Source organism: Endozoicomonas elysicola (assembly GCF_000710775.1).
Lineage (GTDB): Bacteria > Pseudomonadota > Gammaproteobacteria > Pseudomonadales > Endozoicomonadaceae > Endozoicomonas > Endozoicomonas elysicola.
In genome coordinates this window covers 3,118,283-3,140,258 of the sequence record NZ_JOJP01000001.1, presented here as the reverse complement: position 1 = coordinate 3,140,258, position 21,976 = coordinate 3,118,283, and the positions used below count along the sequence as shown (strand labels likewise).

Genomic DNA, 21,976 nt, shown 5'->3' with positions numbered 1-21,976 from the left:
CATAAAAAAGTTGATTTATGCAATCTCATTGCATAACTTATGCATCATCATTACATAAATCAGAACAATAAGAAAATGAGCCAACTACTCCAGAAAGCATTCAGCCCCGCAAAGCTGGGAACACTTGAACTTCGTAACCGTATCATCAAGGCTGCCACCTTTGAAGGTAAGACACCGGATGGCATTCCCGGTGAGGCTTTGCATAAGTTTCATCGACAGTTTTGTGATGGCGGTGTTGGCATGACCACCATCGGTTATTGCACCACAGACCCTGATGGTCGGGTCAATGACCAGATGATGTATATGGGCGACTACGTCCGTAAGCCTCTGGGCGATATGCTTGCCGACCTGAAATCTACAGGCGCCAGAGTTTCTGGCCAGATGGCTCACTGCGGCCACTTTTCCAAAAACCGTAAACTCCAGCGGTTGAAGCGCCCAAAAGGCCCTACTGCAATGGTCAATCCGTTAGGGCTGACAGTTGGTAAGCCATGGTCTGATGCCATGACTGAGAAAGACATCGACTATATGGTCAGTACCTATTATGAGGCTGGGTTGATGATGAAGGAGATTGGCTTTGATGCCATCGAAATTCATTTCGGTCATGGCTATGGTCTGAGCCAGTTTATTAGCCCCAAGACCAACAAACGGACTGACCGCTACGGGGGAAGCCTCGAAAACCGTATGCGCCTTCCACTCCGTGCCCTTGAAGCGGTTCGTAAAGCAGTTGGTGATGATTTTCCAATTCTTGGGAAAATGGGGCTGACCGATGCAGTTCGTGGCGGCTTATCAAGGGATGAAGCCATTGAAGTGGCGGCCCATCTTGATAAAGGCGGTATAGACGCCCTGATTACCAGTGGCGGCACCAGTAGTTACAACGTGATGCACATGTTCCGGGGCGACTCAATTGCTGAGGGTATGGCAGAGTCGCAAACCAACCCCATCATGAAAGCCGCCTTCAAATTCATGGGCCCAAAGATGTTCAAGGAATACCCATACGAAGAACTCTATTTTCTGGAAGGCTGTAAGCGGGTTCGCGACCGGGTAAAAAATGCCCAGCTGGTTTATATCGGTGGCTGCCACACCATGGAAAGCCTGGAAACGGTCATGGCTGAAGGCATCGATTTTGTTCAGATTGGTCGTGCGCTAATTAAAGATCCTGATTACGTCAAAAATGCCATGGTTCAGCAAAGTAACTATGTAAATGGCTGCACCCATTGCAACCGTTGTGTGACGACAATCGAAGTGCCTGGTGGCGTTCACTGTCCGTTGAACATCAAGCAGGAACAGGTTGCATGAAGTTTACTGATCCGACGATTCAGAAACGATTGGAAGCAACGGCAGTTCTGGCCTGCAGCCTCTACTTGTACCATTACTTCGGCTTTTCATGGTTGTTTTTTGCCCTGACCTTTGCTCTGCCTGATCTCTCCATACTGGGCTATCTCAGAAGTAAATCATTTGGAGCCTTTACCTACAATTTGGTGCATTGCTTTATCTGGCCAACCCTGTTGCTGGTTGTAGGGCTTACTGTTGAGATTCCAATGGCGCAACAGATCGGCCTTGTATGGTTAGCCCACTGCGCATTCGATCGTACGATTGGCTGGGGGCTGAAATATGAAGACAGCTTCTGCCACACCGATCTGGGGACGAATCAGTTACCAATTGATACGCCCCTGCTGAAATAATCTGACTGAGTTAACCTGACAATGAAAATAAAAAAAGGACATGTTGCCGTTATTACCGGTGCTGGTGGTGGTTTGGGTCGTTCTCTTGCTAAACAGCTTGCCAGTCGCGGTTGCCACCTTGCTCTTATTGACATCAATCTCCAGGCGCTTGAGGAAACCAAAAAGCAAGTTCAGCGCCCAGGTATTGATGTTCTGTTGTTTACCACCGACATTGGCAATCGTGAGCAGATGGAACAGATGGCCACTGCCGTTATTACAAAGTTTGGAACCATCAATTTATTGATTAACAATGCTGGCATCACCATTCAGAAAAGCATGGCGACCCACTCGCTGACTGACTGGGAGCGGATGATCAATATTAATCTGTGGGGAACGATATACGGTTGTCACTTTTTCCTGAATGCCTTAAAACAGTCCAAAGATGCTCATATTGTTAACCTCTCAAGTATGGCTGCCTATACAGGGCTGCCTAATCAGGGTTCCTACTGTGCGACTAAAGCAGGTGTTCGAGGATTAAGTGAAACACTCTGGTCTGAGTTGAAAGACGATGGTGTCGGAGTCACTTCAGTCCATCCGGGATGCATTAAAACCGAAATGATACAGGCAACACTCAAAGAGTCTGACAATATTGCCGTTGCGAAACGAAACTACAAAATGGCTCAAAAGATGGGAGTTACTCCGGAATTTGCCGCCAATGAGATTATTGAAGCCATTGAAAAGAACAAAGTCCGTCTGAGAATTGGTAAAGATGCCATCATTATGGACATTATTAAACGACTACTACCGACTGCTATCCTGAAACCCATGGTGAAAATTGCCAGACAATCCAGGGCGGCCTGAGTCTATTAAAAAGAGCACTACTAATGAAAAAAATAATAAAGACTGCTCTCGCAGCTGCTGTTGCTGTCAGCCTCCCAGCACTTGCCGAAAATAATCCACCGGTTCCGGATAAACCGAATATCATCATTATGGTGGCGGATGATATCGGCTATGCAGACCCCGGTTTCAGGGGATCAGGTATAGACACCCCATCGCTGGATGGCCTTGCAGAAGAAGGCATGACCCTTGACCGTTTCTATACTGCCCCAATCTGTTCCCCTACCCGTGCGGCACTGATGACAGGGCGGGACCCTATGCGCCTTGGCGTTGGCTACAGTGTCCTGCTGCCCTGGGATAGTGGCGGCGTTCATACGGATGAACATTTTATGCCGGAAAGCTTCCAGGCTGCGGGCTATCAAACCGCTATTGTTGGAAAATGGCACCTTGGCCACTCACAACAGGTCTTTCACCCTAACGAGCGTGGGTTTGATCATTTTTATGGTCACCTACATACCGATGTCGGTTATTACCCTCCCTTCAATGCATTGGGTGGGGCAGACTTTCAGGAGAATGGTAAGTCTCTGGCTAACACTGTTAAGGGTGAGAATGGCGGTATGGAAGGTTATGAAACCTTTATGCTGGCAGATCACACTTCAGAGTGGATTAAGAACCGGGATAAAAACCGGCCTTTCTTTCTCTATCTTCCCTTTCTGGCTCCCCACGAACCTTTGGCAGCTCCGGATGATCTGGTGGCCAAATACGCCGACATGAAAGATGAACGGCCTCCAGCCCGAAGCCCTTCCGATAAAATATCCAAACTGGCTAAACTCTCCGGGGTTGAGAGTCGTCGCCCTCTTTATGCTGCAGTCGTGGATGCCATGGACCAATCCGTTGGCCGGGTGTTGGATACTCTTGAGGAAGAAGGTATTGCAGATAACACGATTGTCCTGTTTTTCTCCGATAATGGGGCAACCCGGGTTCATGGACGGGGTGGTGGTGACAATACCCCCTTTCGAGGCGGCAAAGCTGAAGTTTATGAGGGTGGAATTCGGGTTGTTTCACTGATCCGCTGGCCTGAGAAAGTTCCGGAAGGTTCTAACCTGAAACAGACCATGACGGTTATGGATGTCTTTCCATCTCTGGCAGCTGCTGCGGGCATTAAGCCTCAAAATGAACTGGAGTTCGATGGCATAAATATGCTGCCTGCCCTGCTGGAGAATAAGGAGATATCCAGGGATGAGAGCATTTTCTTTGCATCCGAAATCCCCATCTACAACTCATTCGGCTTTACTGCCATTGATGGTGATTGGAAACTGGTACAGTGGGTGACAATGGAGCCCTTGGCCACGACGGTAACCCATGAGCTCTACAATGTTGCGGACGATCCTGGTGAATACAATAATCTGGCCAGCGAACACCCCCGCAGGGTTGGCAGAATGGCCCAGGCCATTCTGGATCGTCGAGCTCTATATCCAATCAATGGCACAAGAGCCAGGATCGCCTCACCACCAGGCTGGCATCCACCCAAAGACTGGGCCAGTTACCCACGACCACTCTCTGAGCTTCAGAACGAGGCAGCAACCAGTATGGCTCCATCCGCTCGTTCGGCAATTTCACTTGATTATCTCCATGGTGACCGGGGAAGGCTGATTTATAACTGCGACCCTCTTGATATTCCGGTAATTGGAAAAACTTGCCTTAACTAAACCCTCCCTTTGCACTCATCGCACAGATCGGTGAGTGCTGCTGTACTTTCTTATTCTGCTCAAGTATTTGATGAACTTTCTATGAGGGCTACTTGTCATTAGGTGTGCGCTATTTTAGGGGGATTTAGTGTTATATGACGATTTCAATAGGAAATCAGGCCAGAGCTGTATCGCTGCCGGATATTTACAGAAAAAAAACTAACCCACCTTTATACAAAAAACCTTCTGACTTAACAGAGTCTTCAGTTTCTCTAGCCAGTACCATTGTAAAAACAGACGGTTCAGATATCGTTTCTGTTCAAAGTAACTTGCGAAGAGTCAAATCATGCCCCGATATAGTAAAGGGCAGCGCTTACTCAGTTATAAGTCATACAATCCGCTTAGATGAACACCCAACACAATCTAATAGTGTTTGTAACCCCTCCCGACTGGACAATTCTGTGCGTTCAGAAAGTGATCCCGGTTCATATCTTTGCTCTTTATCAGAGAGACAAATCCACACCAACCATGGTCAAAGTAACTTAAAAAAAGTCAAATCATGCCCCGATATCGTAGAAAGCAGAGTTGACTCAACCAAAAGTCAAAGAATCCACTTATCTGAAGCTCCAATACTACCTGATAGTATTTGTAATCTACCCAGACCGGATAATTCTGAGCGTTCAGAAAGTGATCCAGATTCATCTCTTGCAAGCCTCCCGATCTTAACAGCCCACACTTCTGGCTCAGGAGCGAGCCATTTACTGATGCCTGAGAGCAGCGCTGAAAGCATTTCTTTACTAAGCAGCTGCAGCACACCTGCTATGCGTCAACAAAGTGTGTCACAAGCTTCAACCGATACGGTTACTAACTTTCTGGATAGCCTTAATGCCAGTAATGAGCGCGATAAACAAAAATTAACGGTAGATGATATCATTTTGATTGCTATCAAACGCTGGTTCCGTCATGCAGCATCAAGCACTGCTCTTGCCGATTCACTGAACTATCTCAATCATCCATATTATGCTGGCGCTTCTATCTTAATCATGTCATTCGTTGGATTGACCGATGGTGCTTATAAGATTGGTGAAAAAAACAGGGAGTGCAGTTCCTATGTGCTTTCATTCTGCAACTGGGTGCATCAAAGCCTGCTTAGTATTCGGGAGTGTATACCAGGCGCATCAATCAGTGCTTTTAAGCAGTTATATTACAACTGTTCATGGATAGCAGCAGCATCTACTGTACCGGCAGACCTGCTTTCTCATATGAATGATGCAGGCATCTTGAATGCAGAGTTTATTCAACCAATTATCTGCCCTTTAACTATTATTCTTCCAACAATATTAGCAGCGGTGCTTACCTGCAAAGGACTAAGACAAACAACTGTAGATAACGAAGATTTAACTCTGGATGCGAAAAAAGTAATCAAAGTGATATTACAACGTGTTGCAATCCACGCAACAGCAGGCACGGTAAGTGCAGATATTGCCAGTTATCTTGGCCATCCTGAATTTGCCATGGCGGCAATAATTGTCATGGGAAGCATTGGCTTGATTGACGGCCTGGTCCAGTGCGGTGAGCAATCGCAGAACAATGACATGAGCAGCTCAGTTAATCCTCTATTCAAACGTATCTGTGAAACCATGTATTATCTGGGCAGCCAGCTGGAGGCCAGAATTCCCGAATTCCTGAATGAACTTATGGGCAAAACGTACCGGTTTACATCAATAGCTGGTGCTGCTGGTACCATCATTGCTGATGTCTTCTCTTACTTTGGCTTCTTAAGCAGGCCAGTAAAATCAGTGATCTGCCCAATGACTGTTGCACTATTAACCTCATGTGGAGCAATACCGTCCATTGTTACTGAGATAATCAATCGAATGGTAAAACCGGCTGCCACCGAGGCACATTTTTTGATGAGAGACGTCCCAATTAGAATCGTCTGAGCGAACAACTCGCAACCCTAAACTCGAATCATCGACTATCTTGTATGTTGGCTGGGAGTTCTGTCGTAGTGACATTGGAGCTGCTTGCATACTTTCAATCGTCGTCAACTTTTTGATTATCAGGGTTATGTCAGCAGTCCCAGTTATTAGTACACTTCCGAACTACCAGGTACTCAGCAGTGCTTTTGATCAGATCAGGAAATTCGTCCGCACCACACCACTCATAAGATCAGATTTTTTGAGTAACCTAATCCAAGGCGAAGTATTGGTTAAAGCTGAATCACTGCAAATTACTGGTGCATTCAAATTCCGTGGCGCTCTCTATAGACTCTTAAATCTCGACAAAGTACAAAAGGAACAAGGCGTTACCGCATACTCCTCAGGAAATTTTGCTGCAGGTCTCGCTGCAGCAGGACAAATACTTAATATTCCTGTTCGCCTTGTAATGCCCCATGATGCGCCAGAGTCCAAAATTAAAAATGCGAGATATTATGGTGCTCATATTACCCTTTGTGACTCAAACACCCCATCCAGAGAGGAAGCCGCAAGCAACATGGCCCAGGAGTTGGCTAAAACCCATGGCGCAACCCTCTTACATCCTTTTGATGACTACCAGATTATTGTAGGGCAGGCCTCTGTCGCACTAGAGCTTCAGGAGCAGCTTCATGACATGCAAAACAACTGTCATCACCTGCTTTGTCCAGTAGGTGGTGGTAGTCTCGTTGCCGGATCAAGCCTGGCATTCGATAAAGATGTACAGGTGTGGGCCATAGAGGTCGATGGTTATCAAGGCATGAATCTATCACTCAAAAATGGCAAACGTAGTCGCGCACCGGGAAATACTCTTTGTGATTGTGATGCCTTGATGGCACTTGAGCCTGGAGTTGCTAACCTGGATATCATCCTTCAGACCGGCGTTAAGGGTATTACAGTTAGTTCGCAGAAGGTTCATGAGGCCGTCAGACTCGCTTTCAGCGAGATGAATCTTGTGCTGGAACCCAGCGGTGCTGTTGCAATTGCAGCACTGATGGAAAAACCAGAACTCTTTAAAAATGAGACCGTGGTCGCTGTGGGGAGTGGAGGGAATGTTGATCGAGAGAAATATGCCTCGTTATTACAACAATAACAAAAGTCACAAAACGCTATTCATGCAGTAATCCAGCTTCGTATGTGATCCATAAGCACCCTTATTTCCACAGGCTTCTGCAGATAGTCATCCGCACCTGCAGCACGACAGCGCATTTCATCCTCTTTCAACATACTGGCTGTCAGCATAATCACGGGCATTAGTCGAAACTCTACTTTACTTCTCAGCTTTTTAAGAACCTCGCAGCCATCCATAACTGGCATCATCATATCCAGTAAAAGTAACTCTATCTGGTTATTTTCTTCCAGAAACTCCAATGCCTGCTGGCCACTCTCTGCCAGATGCACTCTGAGTCCATAACTCTCTAATAATCGTGATAATGCAAAGCTGTTTCTCAGGTCATCATCCACCAGTAGCACCTGTTGCCCTGCAAAAGGTTCAGTTATCTCTTCTTCGCTGACAATAATAAAGTCACTGTTTACGTTTCGAATGGATTCTTCTGTGGTGACCAACGTTAATGGCGGTAGGAGCAGAGAGAACGTTGCCCCCTTGTTTTCTTCACTCTCCAGTGTCAGGTCTCCCTCAAGTAAGCGCGCAAGTTTCCGTGAAATTGAGAGACCCAGACCTGTACCACCATATTTTCGGCTTGTTGTTCCATCGGCCTGCTTGAACATCTGAAAAACAGTCTCCTGTTTCTCAATTGGGATCCCTACACCATCGTCAATAACTTGAAAAACCAGTCCTTCTGACGAGTACTCCTTCCCCAGGCGCCAGGCTTCTTTGTGGATCAGAAGTTTTACGGAACCGTTTTTGGGCGTGAACTTGAAAGCATTGGATAATAAATTTTTCAAAACTTGCTTAAGCCGCTTTCGGTCCGTATGTATCCATTCGGGAAGATTGGGTGCACAGACCACTTCAAAGTTAACCTCTTTCTCCTTACTGATGGGCATAAACTGATCAGTAAGACTTCGCCATATATCACCCAGCAAAATATCTTCGTGATGAATACTGAGTTCACCAGCCTCTGCTTTCGACATATCCAGTATATCTTCAATAATCTCCAGTAACTCGTTGGCACTATTGAAGATTATCTGAACGGATTGAACCTGGTCGGATGTAAGATTTCCCTCCTGATTATCAGCAAGAATGCTGGCCAGAATCATCAAACTATTCAGTGGTGTTCTTAGCTCATGGGAAACATTGGCCAGGAACTGTGATTTGTGATGGCTGGCTTTTTCCAGCTCCACGGCTTTATCATGAAGACGCTGGTTTATTTCCTGTAATGCTTTTTGCTGATCCCTTAACGCATTTCTGGAATCCATCAAACGATGATTGTTGGCTTCCAATTCTGTGGTGCGCTCCTTAACCTGCCTCTCCAGATTTTCAGCCAGATTCTTTAACTCAAGATTGCGATAGAAAATCTCCCTGGTTTTTTCTTCTGCAATTCTTTCTGCCTGTAGTCGGGCTGCTTTCTCTCGCTCATAGCGTTTTTCCCATGCCTTTTCGTCCATGAACAATCATCCTTCAAGGGTCAGGTGAAAACGAGCCTCGGTACCATCTCCAGTGCCTGGAAGTGGTTCATAATGAATCGTCAGATTTTCTCCAAAATGGATAGCGCAACCTTTAATCAAACCTAGTGCAAGCGGAGCAAATGGGCGATGGGACTGATAGAACAACTCCATATGGTTATCGTCAATTCGCTTACAGACCAACTTCGGAGGGTTAGCCTCTGGATACAGTTTCTGCACCTCCATATGAATATAGCCCTGTACTTTACCCAGAAATTCAAAAGACCCTTCCATACCATCAAAAAACTCTGGATGCACCTCGTGAAACCGGGTAAACAAATATTCTCCGAAGACTACCTGCATATCTGCTGGGTTAGCACCGCTGATAGAAGATAGCTTAATAACTAACTTCAGGATTTCATGATGAGAGTAGGTTCCCAGGGATGTGTAACTGCCGCCCGATGGGAGATTGGCAGCTTCAATTACCTGTTCTGCAACTTCAACGGAAAATCGCGATTCCACCATCTCTATAAACTCGGTGAAAATTATGCCTTTCATCTGCCCTAGCCCAAAAATTAAGTATTGCTTCTTTTTGTCGGCAGAAATGGCAGAAGTATTTACGATCTTTGCAGTTAACCGTTAGAAATTAAGTCTTAAGTAAGAAAATAGAGGAGAGATTAGAAGGGTAATTATGAAAAACCCGGGTTAGCTGATGATCAGTAACCCGGGAGATAGAGAAAAGTAATCTTCGGATTTAAAAGATTAATCGATCACATGAACAGAAGAAGTATTGGTTGTTCCAGATGCAACCAAAGCACCAGAAACCATCACAACAACATCACCAGACTTAACGAAGCCGTGCTCAACAGCCAGCTCTTTACCCAGCTTGTAGAAAGCATCGGTATTTTCCTGCTGAGGTACCAGACTGGTTGTAATACCTTTGCTCAGGCTCAGCTGATTAGCGGTCTTCTCAGAAGACGTCAGCGCCAGGATCTGAGCTTTAGGGAAGAACTTGCGCAGTGAGCGCGCAGATTTACCCTGTTCAGTGGCAACAATGATCAGCTTTGCTGCCAGAATATCAGCAGTCTTCACGGCACCACGGCAAACTGCCTGAGTGATACTACGGTAGTTGTCGATCTCAGCATCAAACTCTTCAACGCGAAGTTCCATGCTGCCATCGGTACTGTTACAGATGGTAGCCATTACCGCGACAGATTCAGCTGGATACTTACCCTTGGCACTCTCACCGGACAGCATAACCGCATCGGTACCGTCAAGAATAGCATTCGCTACGTCACCGGCTTCCGCACGGGTTGGACGAGGATTCTTGATCATGGAATCCAGCATCTGCGTCGCAGTAATAACTGGCTTACGGGCATGGTTACACTTATTGATCATCATCTTCTGGGCAAAGATAACCTGATCAACAGGAATTTCTACGCCCAGATCACCACGAGCAACCATAATAGCGTCGGAGACGGCCAGAATTTCGTCAAAGTTATCAACGCCTTCCTGGTTTTCGATTTTGGAAATAATCTGAATTTCCTGACCACCGTTGGCATCCAGCAGTTCACGAATTTCTTTAACATCGCTCGCTTTACGGATGAAGGAAGCCGCTACAAAATCAACGCCCTGCTCACAACCAAATACCAGGTCAGCCTTATCTTTTTCAGACAGCGCTGGTAGGTTAACCTTAACACCAGGTAGGTTTACACCTTTGTTTTCACCCAGCTCGCCATTGTTTTTAACTTCGCAGACGATTTCATGAGCCTTGACTTCTTTCACAGTCAGTTCAATTAATCCATCATCCAGCAGAACTGTGTTACCTGGCTTCAGATCATCCGTCAGGCCAGCATAGGTAACTGCAACACGGGTGTTGTCACCAACCACTGAGATGTCGGTAGTCAGAGTAAATTCCTGTCCAGCAGTCAGCATGACATCATCGCCATTCTGCAGCTTAACGGTACGGATCTCAGGGCCTTTGGTATCCAGAAGAATGGCAACACGCTTACCGGTTTCAACCATTACTTTACGCAGGCTGGCAATACGGGCACCATGCTCGTCAAAATTACCATGGGAGAAGTTCAGTCGCATCACATTCATGCCATTGTCGACCAGTTTGGTCAGCATTTCATGGGATTCAGACTTAGGGCCGATGGTACAGACGATCTTGGTCTTTCTCACTGGAACTTTCTCCGTCAGAGGGGGGTTCTGGGATGGTTGGCTGTCAGGTAAAAATAGTTCCCGACGCTTCAATGGGGGCGGATATTACCGCAAAAACGAAAGAAAACCTTCGCCTTTTTACAAGAAATTCGTCGTTTTAGATCAGTAATTTCCGAAGAAGTGTTTAATTAATCATCAATGATAATAACTTATGAAAAGGCTTGTGAAACAATGGCTTATTATAGAAAGAATCGTTATTTATGACAGGTCAGAAATCACCCCGTTTCGTGTTCCTATAGATATAACTTGAAACAGGGTAAGTGAGAATTAAGCGAGACGCTCAGAAGAAACAACAATGCCATTTAAGTCAGCATAAAGGAAATGACCAGGAACAAAGTCCGTACCATGGAAGCGAACCGGAAGATTCACTTCACCAAGACCCTTTTTATCAGTTTTCATTGGGTGAGTCGCTAACGCCTGAACACCAAGTGGCAATTGAGAGATAACTTCCACATCTCTAATACAACCATAAACGATGATGCCCTGCCAGCCATTACTAACTGCCTGCTCTGCCAGCATATCGCCCAACAGCGCTTTTCTCAGGGAGCCTCCTCCATCAACAACCAATACCTTACCGTAACCATCACGGAAAACCTGCTCCCGAACCATGGAATTATCTTCATGGCACTTTATGGTGACAATTTCACCACTGAAAACAGAAGTGCCACCCAAACTTTTAAAACCAGGCTCAACCACTTGTATACGGTCGGAAAAATCATCGCAGAGATCAGGGGTGGTAAAAGTCATTATTATTCTCCCAAGGCAATTCAGACTGAAATGATAACCACAAAGATCACAAAAAACACAAAGAAAAGCGAGTAACTCTGTGAGATAAGTGATCTTTGTGGCTAGGGCCTGTTGACGTTTCGTTGCGTTCTCAGTGGCCCAGAAAAGCGTCATATGCGCGAGAGGCTTGCGCAGCGTGTAGTTATTCTACATCAAGCAAGCCTGACAAAGCAGATGGTGCTTTTCTGGGCTACCCTTCGGGCGGATCAGGGTGCCCCTCTGACTTCGTTGCGGCATTTTGAAAGGCAACCAGCCTTCCTGCAATGCCGCGCCTCGCCGTAGGAGCGCCCTGATACGCTGAGCACGCAACGAAACGTCAACAGGCCCTGAGAACTCATTCAGCCAGATAGAGCCAGGTTTCCAGGACTGAGTCCGGATTTAAAGAGACTGTATCAATCCCCTCTTCCATTAACCAGCGGGCAAGATCGGGATGGTCACTGGGTCCCTGACCACAGATACCAATGTATTTACCCTGCCGGCGACAAGCCTGAATGGCCATAGACAGTAACTGTTTAACGGCGGGGTTACGCTCATCAAACAGATGGGCGATTAGCCCAGAATCACGATCCAATCCCAGCGTCAGCTGCGTCATGTCATTAGAGCCAATGGAAAAGCCATCAAAATAGTTAAGAAACTCATCAGCCAGAAGCGCATTGGACGGCAGCTCACACATCATGATGATCCTGAGCTCATTTTCGCCACGACGGAGCCCAAAGTCTGACATGATCTTGATAACTTGATGAGCTTCATCCGGCGTCCTAACGAATGGCACCATCAGTTCAACATTGGTCAGACCGAACTCTTCTCTCACCCGCTTCATGGCCCGGCATTCCAATTCGAAACAGTCTCTGAAGGATTCTGAAATGTAGCGTGAAGCACCGCGGAAGCCCAGCATCGGGTTCTCTTCATGGGGCTCATAAATCTTGCCGCCAATAAGGTTGGCGTATTCGTTAGATTTAAAGTCGGAAAGGCGGACAATGACCTTTTCCGGAGCAAAAGCTGCAGCAATAGACGCTACACCTTCAACCAGTTTCTCGACGTAAAAATCAACAGGATCCCCATAGCCTGCCATGCGTTCATCAATCTGCTGTTTGACGGCATCGGGCATGCTGCCGTAGTTCAGCAACGCCTTGGGGTGAACGCCAATCATTTTGTTGATAATGAATTCCAGTCGAGCGAGACCTACACCAGCATTTGGCAGTCGGGAGAAACTGAAAGCCCGGTCAGGATTACCCACATTCATCATGATCTTGAATGGCAGCTCTGGCATCTGATCCAAGTCTTTCTTCTGGTGCTCAAACGGTAGCTCACCTTCATAGATAAAGCCGGTATCCCCTTCAGCACAGGAAACCGTGACAGCCTGACCATCTTTCAGTCGATCAGTTGCATCACCACAACCTACGACCGCTGGAATACCAAGCTCTCTGGCGATAATAGCTGCGTGGCAGGTACGCCCACCGCGGTTGGTGACAATGGCTGAGGCACGTTTCATGACAGGTTCCCAGTCCGGATCCGTCATATCCGTAACCAGCACATCACCCACTTTGACACGATCCATATCCGCCAGATCGTCAACCATACAGACTCTGCCCTGACCAATACGCTGACCAATGCTCCTACCTTCCGCCAGAACATGACCCTGTTCAAGCAAACGATAACGTTCAAGCGTTCTCGACTCGGTTCGACTCTGTACGGTTTCCGGCCTTGCCTGAACAACATAAAGCTGCTGATCATCACCATCTTTGGCCCATTCAATATCCATAGGGCACCCATAGTGCGCCTCAATGGCCATTGCTTGTCGGGCAAGCTCGAGGACATCCTGGTCATTAATAGAAAACTTATTCCGTTCAGCCAGATCTACATCAACCGTTTGAACGGATCTACCGGTCTCCCCCGCATCGCCGTAGACCATTTGAATCGCTTTACTGCCCATATTCCGCCTCAAAATGGCAGAACGCCCGGCTTCCAGGGCAGGCTTGTAGACATAAAACTCATCCGGGTTTACGGCCCCCTGAACCACCGTTTCACCCAAACCGTAGGATGACGTGATAAACACTGCATCCCGGAAGCCTGATTCAGTATCCAGAGTGAACATAACTCCGGCAGAGCCCGTTTCACTGCGCACCATCCGCTGAATACCTGCAGACAGTGCAACATCACGATGGTCAAAGCCCTGATGCTCACGGTATGAAATAGCACGGTCGTTAAACAGTGAAGCAAAGACCTCTCGAACCGCCCTGAGCACATTTTGCTCACCGCGAATATTAAGAAAGGTTTCCTGTTGACCGGCAAAAGAGGCATCGGGCAAGTCTTCAGCTGTTGCTGAAGAGCGCACTGCAACGGCAAGCTCCTTTTGATCACCACAAAGCTCTCGATAGCTGTTAACAATAGCTTCCTCAAACTCTGGCCTGAATGGCTCATCCATAATCCATTGGCGAATTTTGGCACCGCCCTGGGTCAGTTGCTGAATATCATCAATATCCAGTTCATCCAGCAGTGTGTGAATCCGGTCATACAATCCGGAACCATCCAGAAAGTCCCGATAAGCTGCAGCTGTTGTAGCAAAACCGCCAGGCACGCTAACGCCCGCCTTGCCCAGATGGCTCAGCATTTCACCCAGAGAGGCATTTTTACCGCCAACCTTATCGACATCGCCATTGCCCAAAGCATCCAGACTGACCACAAACTCTGGTAAAGATGAACTGTTCAAGCCATTCTCCCAACGTTTCTCTAATAAAAGATCAGATTGATCACTGCCAATTCCAGTTTATGCATATGCCATTGAATCATTGGGGGTTGCACAGCAAAAGCAGACGACAATGGTTATATTACTGGAAAGATTCCGGTATAGTTTGTTAGATATTGTTATTAATTGGAAGTATTTTTTAACATCCGTTTTCATCGGGGAGTCATTTTGTGGAAAGATCGGTATTTTTCATCTCAGATGGAACCGGCATAACGGCTGAGTCCTTTGGCCAGAGCTTACTCGCCCAATTTTCTGGCCCGACGTTTTGTCATCACACGCTGCCCTATATAGATACACGGGAAAAAGCAGTAAAAGCACTCATGCAGATCACTGAAGCCCACCAGGCTGAGAAGGTTCAGCCCATTATTTTCATGACAGTTCTGAATGAAGAAGTCAGTCAGTTAATGCATACCAGTGGTGCCTATATTATCGACCTTTTTTCGACGTTTTTGCCTGGTTTGGAGATTGAACTGGAATCCCACCCTCTTTACACCGTTGGCAAGAAGCGCTCTACCACCAGCAGTGACAGTTACCACCGCCGTATTGAAGCGGTTCAGTTTGCTTTGGATAACGATGATGGCGCACGATTCAGGCACTATGAAAAGGCAGATATCATTCTGTTGGGGGCTTCACGTTCCGGAAAAACACCAACCTGCATTTACCTAGGATTGCAGTTTGGCATTTTTGCGGCAAATTACCCTATTACAGAGGATGACCTTGATAAAGGGACAAAACTTCCAGATGTGCTCAAACCTCATAAAGAGCGACTGTTTGGTCTGACGATTAACCCGGTTCGATTGGCAGGAATTCGAAATGAACGCCGTCCTAACAGCCGTTATTCATCAGCAAGACAGTGCCAGTATGAGGTACATGCCGTAGAACAGATTTATAGGCAGGAGCAGATCAGTTATATCGATACGACGGAGTTTTCTGTCGAAGAGATTGCGACACGGATAATGGATCAGGCTAATTTAGTGAGGCGACTGAAATAGGAAGCCGATTCTGCTGCCTAATGAAATATTCTCATTAGGCAGCAGAATGATCTGATACAGATCAATCAATATAGTAGAGCAGATTTCTCTTATCATCCGCTTTTTTATAGCCATGACACTTATTTAGACATTCACCCTCGATTTATTATCATGAAAACCAATCTAAAGCTCCCAGCTTTTAAGTACGCTGGCATCTGTGTCAGGGTGATCTGTCATTTCAAGTGTCCAATTGTCCAACGCCTAAAAGAAAAGAATCGCACCCTGCCCAGACTATAAACATATCAAGACAGGGTGGCGTTATTGATAAGACAACCTGTGCTTAATCGACTGGCACTCGCACCCAGCCTTCCATTAAAACTCTGGCACTGCGACTCATAATGGCTTTGGTCACAGACCACTGACCATCTTGCAATGCTGCTTCAGCACCCACCTTTAATGTACCGGAAGGATGACCAAAGCGAACGGCGTTCTTTTCGCCACCACCAGCGGCCAGATTAACCAGGGTTCCGGGAATCGCTGCAGCAGTCCCAATGGCCACTGCAGCGGTACCCATCATGGCATGGTGCAGTTTACCCATAGAGAGTGCCCGAACCAGCAGATCCACATCACCTTCAGAGACTTCTTTACCGCTGGAAGAAAGGTAACTTTTTGGCTTGGAGACAAAGGCAACTTTTGGCGTATGCTGTCGGGTAGCCGCTTCTTCGATATTACTGATCAATCCCATCCGAATAGCACCGTGAGCTCGAATGCTCTCAAACATGGCCAGTGCTTTTGCATCACCATTAATGGCTTCCTGCAGTTCGGTTCCCTGGTAACCAATCTCTTCTGCATTGACGAAAATAGTGGGAATACCGGCATTGATCATGGTGGCTTTCAATGTTCCGACGCCCGGCACTTCAAGATTATCCACGAGATGACCGGTTGGGAACATGGCGCCCTCACCATCCGCCGGATCCAGAAACTCAACCTGAACTTCAGCCGCCGGAAAGGTCACGCCATCAAGAACAAAGTCACCGGTTTCCTGAACCGCACCATCCGTGATGGGCACATTGGCAATAATGGTTTTCTTGATATTGGCCTGCCAGATTCTTACCATTGCAATGCCATTATCAGGTATCCGTTCGGCATCAACCAGGCCACTACTGATGGCAAAAGCACCAACAGCCGCTGTGAGGTTACCGCAGTTGCCGCTCCAATCAACAAAGGACTTATCAATAGACACCTGTCCAAACAGGTAGTCCACATCGTGATCTGGCTGACTGGTTTTTGAAAGAATCACGGTTTTGCTGGTACTGGACGTTGCCCCGCCCATACCATCGATTTGCTTACCGTAGGGATCAGGGCTGCCAATCACCCGAAGTAACAATGCATCACGAGCTTCACCCGGTACCTGTGCAGCTTCGGGTAAATCGGTGAGATTGAAAAAGACACCTTTACTGGTGCCCCCACGCATGTAGGTAGCAGGAACTTTTATCTGGGGGGAATAAATCATATCCGTATTCTCTCTCGTTCCCACACGTTGCGAGCTTGTCGCAAAAGGGCTGCGCTCGCATCTTTTGCGACAACCCCGTTGCATGAGAATGCATACCAAAGCTCCCACGTATGGCATGGGAGCAAGGAGAAGGGTTTGCTCAGGCTACCGCCTCTGACTCCAGGAAATCCTTGGCAAATCGCTGCAGAACACCACCTGCCGCATAGACAGATACTTCTTCTGCAGTATCAAGTCGGCAGGTCACAGGCACTTCCAATGTTTCTCCATTGTTACGGTGGATCAGCAGAGCCAGCGTTGCACCCGGTGTAGGCTCACCCAGCACATCGTAAATTTCAGTGCCATCCAGACCCAGTGTTTTACGGGTAGTACCTGCTTTAAACTCAAGAGGCAGCACCCCCATACCCACCAGGTTGGTCCGGTGAATACGCTCAAAACCTTCGGCTGCAATCGCTTCTACGCCTGCCAAACGAACCCCTTTGGCCGCCCAGTCACGGGATGAGCCCTGACCGTAGTCAGCACCAGCCACAATGATCAATGGTTGCTTGCGCTCCATATAGGTTTCAATGGCTTCCCACATCCGGGTTTCTTTGCCTTCAGGCTCAACCCGTGCCAGAGAACCCTGTTTAACCTCGCCATTGGCGTCGAGACACATCTCATTTAGGAGCTTTGGATTGGCAAATGTCGCTCTCTGGGCGGTGAGGTGATCACCCCTGTGGGTTGCATAAGAGTTAAAGTCTTCTTCAGGCAAGCCCATTTTTGCCAGGTACTCTCCGGCAGCACTGCTGGCCATAATCGCATTGGAAGGTGAAAGATGGTCTGTGGTGATATTGTCACCCAATACCGCCAGAGGGCGCATACCCTTCAACGTGCGCTCACCCGCCAAAGCGCCTTCCCAATAAGGGGGGCGGCGGATATAGGTACTCATTGGCTTCCAGTCGTACAGTGGGCTCTCTGCCTCTTCGGCTTTACCCAAATCGAACATCGGAATGTAAACCTGCTTAAACTGCTCAGGCTTCACGGATTCAGCAACAATCGCATCAATCTCTTCATCGCTGGGCCAGATATCTTTCAGAGTAACGGGATTACCCTTGTTATCTGTACCCAGTACGTCCTTTTCAATATCAAAGCGCACGGTACCGGCAATGGCATAGGCAACAACCAGCGGTGGTGATGCAAGGAAAGCCTGCTTGGCATAAGGATGAATACGGCCATCAAAGTTACGGTTACCGGACAGGACAGCGGTTGCATAGAGATCACGATCAATCACTTCCTGTTGAATCTCGGGATCAAGGGCACCACTCATGCCATTACAAGTAGTACAGGCGTAGGCAACAATGCCAAAGCCCAGCTTTTCCATCTCCGAGAGAAGACCAGCTTCCTCAAGATAAAGTTTGGCAACTTTTGAGCCAGGAGCAAAAGAGGATTTCACCCATGGCTTACGAATAAGGCCCAGCTCATTGGCTTTGCGTGCAACCAGACCGGCGGCCACAACATTACGGGGATTACTGGTATTGGTACAGCTGGTAATGGCTGCGATGATGATGGCACCATCAGGCATTTCACCACTCTTTTCTTCCCACTCACCAGCAACACCACGGCTCTGCAGCTCTGAGGTTGGCAGACGTCGATGTGGATTGGAAGGACCAGCCATATTTCGACATACGGAAGAAAGGTCAAACGTCAGTACCCGCTCATATTCAGCGGTTTCCAGATCATTCGCCCAGAGCCCGGTGGTCTTCGCATAATTTTCAACCAGAGCCACCTGCTCAGGCTCACGTCCGGTCAGCTTGAGGTAGTCAATGGTCTGCTCATCGATATAGAACATGCCAGCAGAAGCACCAAACTCTGGCGTCATGTTGGAGATGGTCGCACGGTCACCAATGGTCAGATTGGCAGCACCTTCACCAAAGAACTCAAGATAAGCAGAGACTACGCGCTCTTTTCTCAGAAATTCGGTTAACGCCAAAACGATATCGGTGGCAGTAATACCGGGTTGGCGCTTGCCCACCAATTCAACACCGACGATATTCGGTAGGCGCATCATGGAAGGGCGACCCAACATCACGGTTTCAGCTTCAAGGCCACCGACACCAATGGCGATAACGCCCAGGGCATCGACGTGTGGCGTATGGCTGTCGGTACCGACACAGGTATCCGGATAGGCAATGCCATCGCGAGCCTGAATAACCGGAGACATTTTCTCCAGATTGATCTGGTGCATAATGCCATTGCCGGCAGGAATCACATCCACATTTTCAAAGGCGGTTTTGGTCCATTCAATGAAGTGAAAACGATCTTCGTTACGACGATCTTCAATCGCCCGGTTCTTTTCAAACGCATCCGGATCGAAACCACCGTGCTCAACGGCCAGGGAGTGGTCAACGATCAACTGGGTAGGAACAACCGGGTTAACTTTAGAAGGGTCCCCACCCTGCTCCGCAATGGCATCTCTCAGGCCGGCAAGGTCAACGAGAGCGGTCTGTCCAAGAATGTCATGACAGACAACACGGGCAGGATACCAGGGAAAATCCAGATCTCGCTTGCGCTCAATGATCTGCTTCAGGGAATCGGTCAGCGTTTCCGGGTCACAGCGGCGAACCAGTTGCTCAGCCAGTACTCGGGAGGTATAGGGTAAGGTTTTATAGGCGCCCGGCTGAATCGCTTCCACGGCTTCACGGGTGTCATAGTAATCCAGCTGGGTGCCGGGTAAGGCTTTACGAAAATCAGTGTTCATACGTCGAACGTCCACCGGGCAAGAAATTTATTGTTATGAACCACGAAGAACACAAAGAGCACAAAGATAACGTTCTTCTCTGTGCACCTTGTGACCTTTGTGGTTAATCGCGGTCTTCAATCGCTACCCATTCCGCACTCTCTGGTCCGGTATAGTCTGCAGATGGACGGATGATACGGTTGTTAGCTCGCTGCTCCATAACGTGGGCGGTCCAGCCTGCTACCCGTGAACAGACAAAGATCGGGGTAAACAACTTGGTGGGAATACCCATAAAGTTATAGGCTGAGGCATGGAAGAAGTCCGCATTACAGAACAGTTTCTTCTCACGCCACATAACGGCTTCAACGCGCTCGGAAACCGCATACAGGTACTCATCACCCACCTGCTCAGACAGTTTTTGTGACCATTCTTTGATGATGGCATTCCGTGGGTCCGATTCACGATAAATAGCATGACCAAAACCCATTATCTTATCTTTACGGGCCAGCATGCCCATGATTTTGTCTTCAGCTTCTTCTGGAGAGCGCCAGTTCTCGATCATTTCCATGGCCGCTTCGTTGGCACCACCATGCAATGGGCCACGCAGAGAGCCGATTGCACCGGTTACACAGCTGTGAATATCGGAGAGCGTTGAAGCACAAACACGGCCGGTAAATGTTGAAGCATTGAACTCATGCTCAGCGTACAGTACAAGAGAGGCGTGCATTACCTGAACATGCAGAGGCTCAGGCTTTTTGTTGTGCAGAGTCCATAGGAACTGCTCAGCAATGGAATCAGCATCGGTATCAACATCAACCCGAACACCGTTGTGGCTGAAGTTGTACCAGTAGTTAATCATGCCTGGGAATACAGCCAGCATGCGATCAATGTGATCGTTCTGTTCTGAGAAATCCTGTTCGGTTTCCAGGTTGCCCAGCATTGAGCAGCCGGTGCGCATAACATCCATTGGATGAGCATCGGCAGGAATCTGTTCCAGAACTGTTTTCAATGCAGCGGGCAGAGAGCGGAGGCCTTTCAGCTTGGCTTTGTAGCCGTCCAGTTCGGTTTGATTGGGCAGTTTGCCGTAAAGCAAGAGATAAGCAACTTCTTCAAACTGAGCTTTATCCGCCAGTTCTTTGATATCGTATCCACGGTAAGTCAGGCCTGATCCGGTTTGGCCAACAGTACACAGTGCGGTTTCACCAGCTGACTGGCCACGCAGACCAGCACCACTTAATTTCTTCTCTGCCATGGAACTTCTCCGTTTTTTTATTTCGTTCACTTGCTGAGTGTCAGGCACCAGAAGAGTAGCCAGGCTACCCATCTCATCAGCCGGTACCCGGGAATTATTGTGATTCCCTGTAAAAAAGACTTCCCTCAAATTGACTATAAAGCTGGTGATCACTTAATGATGAAGTACCAGCAGTGATCAATTTATGGGTTCAGGAACTCTTTGGTTTTAACCAGTTGCTCACGCTCCTGGAAGGTCATCATGCCGTCAGCAATGGCACCACTGTTCCCATCACGCTTGATAACGTTCAACACTTCTCGCATGGCCGTTACAGCGGCTCTTTGCAGATCCGATGGAATGATGATCAGCTGATAGCCCATCGCTTTGAGATCTTCTGTGGGCACCAGTGGCGTTTTACCACTGTAAAACATGTTAATCAGCTTGGGGCCAGGAGCCTGTCGGGCTATCTCTTCGATCTGTTCAATGGTTTGTGGCGCTTCAACAAACAACATGTCGGCACCGGCATCGACGTAAGCTCTGGCGCGATCAATAGCATCGTCAAAGCCGCTGACGGCAATCGCATCAGTACGGGCGATCACGGTTACATCACCAGCGTATTTTTTGGCAACAGAGACTTTTTTACACATCTCTTCAAGAGACACCAGAGACTTACCATCGAGATGACCGCAACGCTTGGGAAATTCCTGATCTTCCAGGTGGAAAGCACTGACGCCGGCATTACGGAACAGTTCTACTGTCCGCTTAACATTCACCTCATTACCAAAACCGGTATCAGCGTCGGCAATAACAGGCAATGTTGTGGCTTCAACAATCTGACGAACACGATCAACCACTTCTGTCAGCGTCAGCAGACCTATATCAGGAACACCAGTACTACGAGCGATCGCACCACCACTGGCGTATAATGCAGAGAAACCGGCTTCTTCACCCAGGCGTGCAGAAATACCATCGTAGACACCGGGAGCGGTAACAATGCCCTGCTCGGCGATCAGTCGATCTAATGCATTATTCTTTTGATTCATTGTGTTACCTCTGATTCTTACTTCTT

16 protein-coding genes are annotated in these 21,976 nt (G+C 47.8%); 7 read left to right on the top strand and 9 right to left on the bottom strand.

Features of this window, described 5'->3' with window-relative positions; all coding sequences use genetic code 11:
- Positions 1-75: 75 nt before the first annotated feature.
- The 6 genes from GV64_RS13465 to GV64_RS13440 all read left to right on the top strand — a co-directional run bounded on the left by GV64_RS13465 (position 76) and on the right by GV64_RS13440 (position 7,255).
- Positions 76-1,296 (top strand): NADH:flavin oxidoreductase, encoded by a 1,221-nt coding sequence (locus GV64_RS13465; RefSeq protein WP_020583445.1) that lies wholly within the window; start codon positions 76-78, stop codon positions 1,294-1,296.
- Positions 1,293-1,682 carry a DUF4260 domain-containing protein gene (locus tag GV64_RS13460; protein ID WP_020583444.1) on the top strand — a complete coding sequence of 130 codons (390 nt, stop codon included), beginning with the start codon at positions 1,293-1,295 and terminating at the stop codon, positions 1,680-1,682. Before GV64_RS13465 ends, GV64_RS13460 begins: the two co-directional genes overlap by 4 nt.
- 21 nt (positions 1,683-1,703) lie before the next feature.
- Positions 1,704-2,522 carry an SDR family NAD(P)-dependent oxidoreductase gene (locus GV64_RS13455; protein WP_020583443.1) on the top strand — a complete coding sequence of 273 codons (819 nt, stop codon included), beginning with the start codon at positions 1,704-1,706 and terminating at the stop codon, positions 2,520-2,522.
- A gap of 23 nt (positions 2,523-2,545) precedes the next feature.
- The gene (locus GV64_RS13450; RefSeq protein WP_020583442.1) at positions 2,546-4,207 is read left to right on the top strand and encodes a sulfatase-like hydrolase/transferase; all 1,662 of its coding nucleotides are present in this window, start codon (positions 2,546-2,548) and stop codon (positions 4,205-4,207) included.
- Positions 4,208-4,341: 134 nt separating this feature from the next.
- Complete coding sequence (locus GV64_RS13445; RefSeq protein WP_152554056.1) at positions 4,342-6,129, top strand: hypothetical protein; 1,788 nt, start codon at positions 4,342-4,344, stop codon at positions 6,127-6,129.
- 127 nt (positions 6,130-6,256) lie between these two features.
- The gene (locus tag GV64_RS13440) at positions 6,257-7,255 is read left to right on the top strand and encodes a threonine ammonia-lyase (RefSeq protein WP_020583440.1); all 999 of its coding nucleotides are present in this window, start codon (positions 6,257-6,259) and stop codon (positions 7,253-7,255) included.
- 20 nt (positions 7,256-7,275) lie between these two features.
- Here GV64_RS13440 and GV64_RS13435 read toward each other — a convergent pair whose 3' ends face one another.
- The 5 genes from GV64_RS13435 to ppsA all read right to left on the bottom strand — a co-directional run bounded on the left by GV64_RS13435 (position 7,276) and on the right by ppsA (position 14,443).
- On the bottom strand, positions 7,276-8,727 hold the full coding sequence (locus GV64_RS13435; RefSeq protein WP_020583439.1) for an ATP-binding protein: 1,452 nt from the start codon (positions 8,725-8,727) through the stop codon (positions 7,276-7,278).
- Positions 8,728-8,733: 6 nt separating this feature from the next.
- Positions 8,734-9,282 carry a heme NO-binding domain-containing protein gene (locus tag GV64_RS13430; RefSeq protein ID WP_020583438.1) on the bottom strand — a complete coding sequence of 183 codons (549 nt, stop codon included), beginning with the start codon at positions 9,280-9,282 and terminating at the stop codon, positions 8,734-8,736.
- Positions 9,283-9,486: 204 nt separating this feature from the next.
- Positions 9,487-10,908 (bottom strand): pyruvate kinase PykF, encoded by a 1,422-nt coding sequence (gene pykF / locus GV64_RS13425; RefSeq protein WP_026258384.1) that lies wholly within the window; start codon positions 10,906-10,908, stop codon positions 9,487-9,489.
- 306 nt (positions 10,909-11,214) lie between these two features.
- Positions 11,215-11,694 (bottom strand): ribonuclease E activity regulator RraA, encoded by a 480-nt coding sequence (gene rraA, locus GV64_RS13420; RefSeq protein ID WP_020583436.1) that lies wholly within the window; start codon positions 11,692-11,694, stop codon positions 11,215-11,217.
- Positions 11,695-12,067: 373 nt separating this feature from the next.
- Positions 12,068-14,443: a phosphoenolpyruvate synthase gene (gene ppsA / locus GV64_RS13415; RefSeq protein WP_020583434.1), complete on the bottom strand. Its 2,376-nt coding sequence runs from the start codon at positions 14,441-14,443 to the stop codon at positions 12,068-12,070.
- A 206-nt stretch (positions 14,444-14,649) separates the two neighbouring features.
- Between ppsA and ppsR the strand changes: the two genes are divergently transcribed.
- Complete coding sequence (ppsR, locus tag GV64_RS13410) at positions 14,650-15,471, top strand: posphoenolpyruvate synthetase regulatory kinase/phosphorylase PpsR (protein WP_020583433.1); 822 nt, start codon at positions 14,650-14,652, stop codon at positions 15,469-15,471.
- A gap of 319 nt (positions 15,472-15,790) precedes the next feature.
- On the opposite strand, the gene prpF is transcribed toward ppsR, so the two are convergent.
- The 4 genes from prpF to GV64_RS13390 form a co-directional block, all read right to left on the bottom strand.
- A complete protein-coding gene (prpF, locus tag GV64_RS13405) occupies positions 15,791-16,963 on the bottom strand; it encodes a 2-methylaconitate cis-trans isomerase PrpF (protein WP_020583432.1) in 1,173 nt (390 codons plus the stop codon).
- Positions 16,964-17,102: 139 nt separating this feature from the next.
- Positions 17,103-19,697: a Fe/S-dependent 2-methylisocitrate dehydratase AcnD gene (acnD, locus tag GV64_RS13400; protein WP_020583431.1), complete on the bottom strand. Its 2,595-nt coding sequence runs from the start codon at positions 19,695-19,697 to the stop codon at positions 17,103-17,105.
- Between the two features lie 103 nt (positions 19,698-19,800).
- Positions 19,801-20,928 carry a bifunctional 2-methylcitrate synthase/citrate synthase gene (prpC, locus tag GV64_RS13395; protein WP_026258383.1) on the bottom strand — a complete coding sequence of 376 codons (1,128 nt, stop codon included), beginning with the start codon at positions 20,926-20,928 and terminating at the stop codon, positions 19,801-19,803.
- 182 nt (positions 20,929-21,110) lie between these two features.
- Positions 21,111-21,950 (bottom strand): isocitrate lyase/PEP mutase family protein, encoded by an 840-nt coding sequence (locus tag GV64_RS13390; RefSeq protein ID WP_020583429.1) that lies wholly within the window; start codon positions 21,948-21,950, stop codon positions 21,111-21,113.
- Between the last annotated feature and the right edge of the window lie 26 nt (positions 21,951-21,976).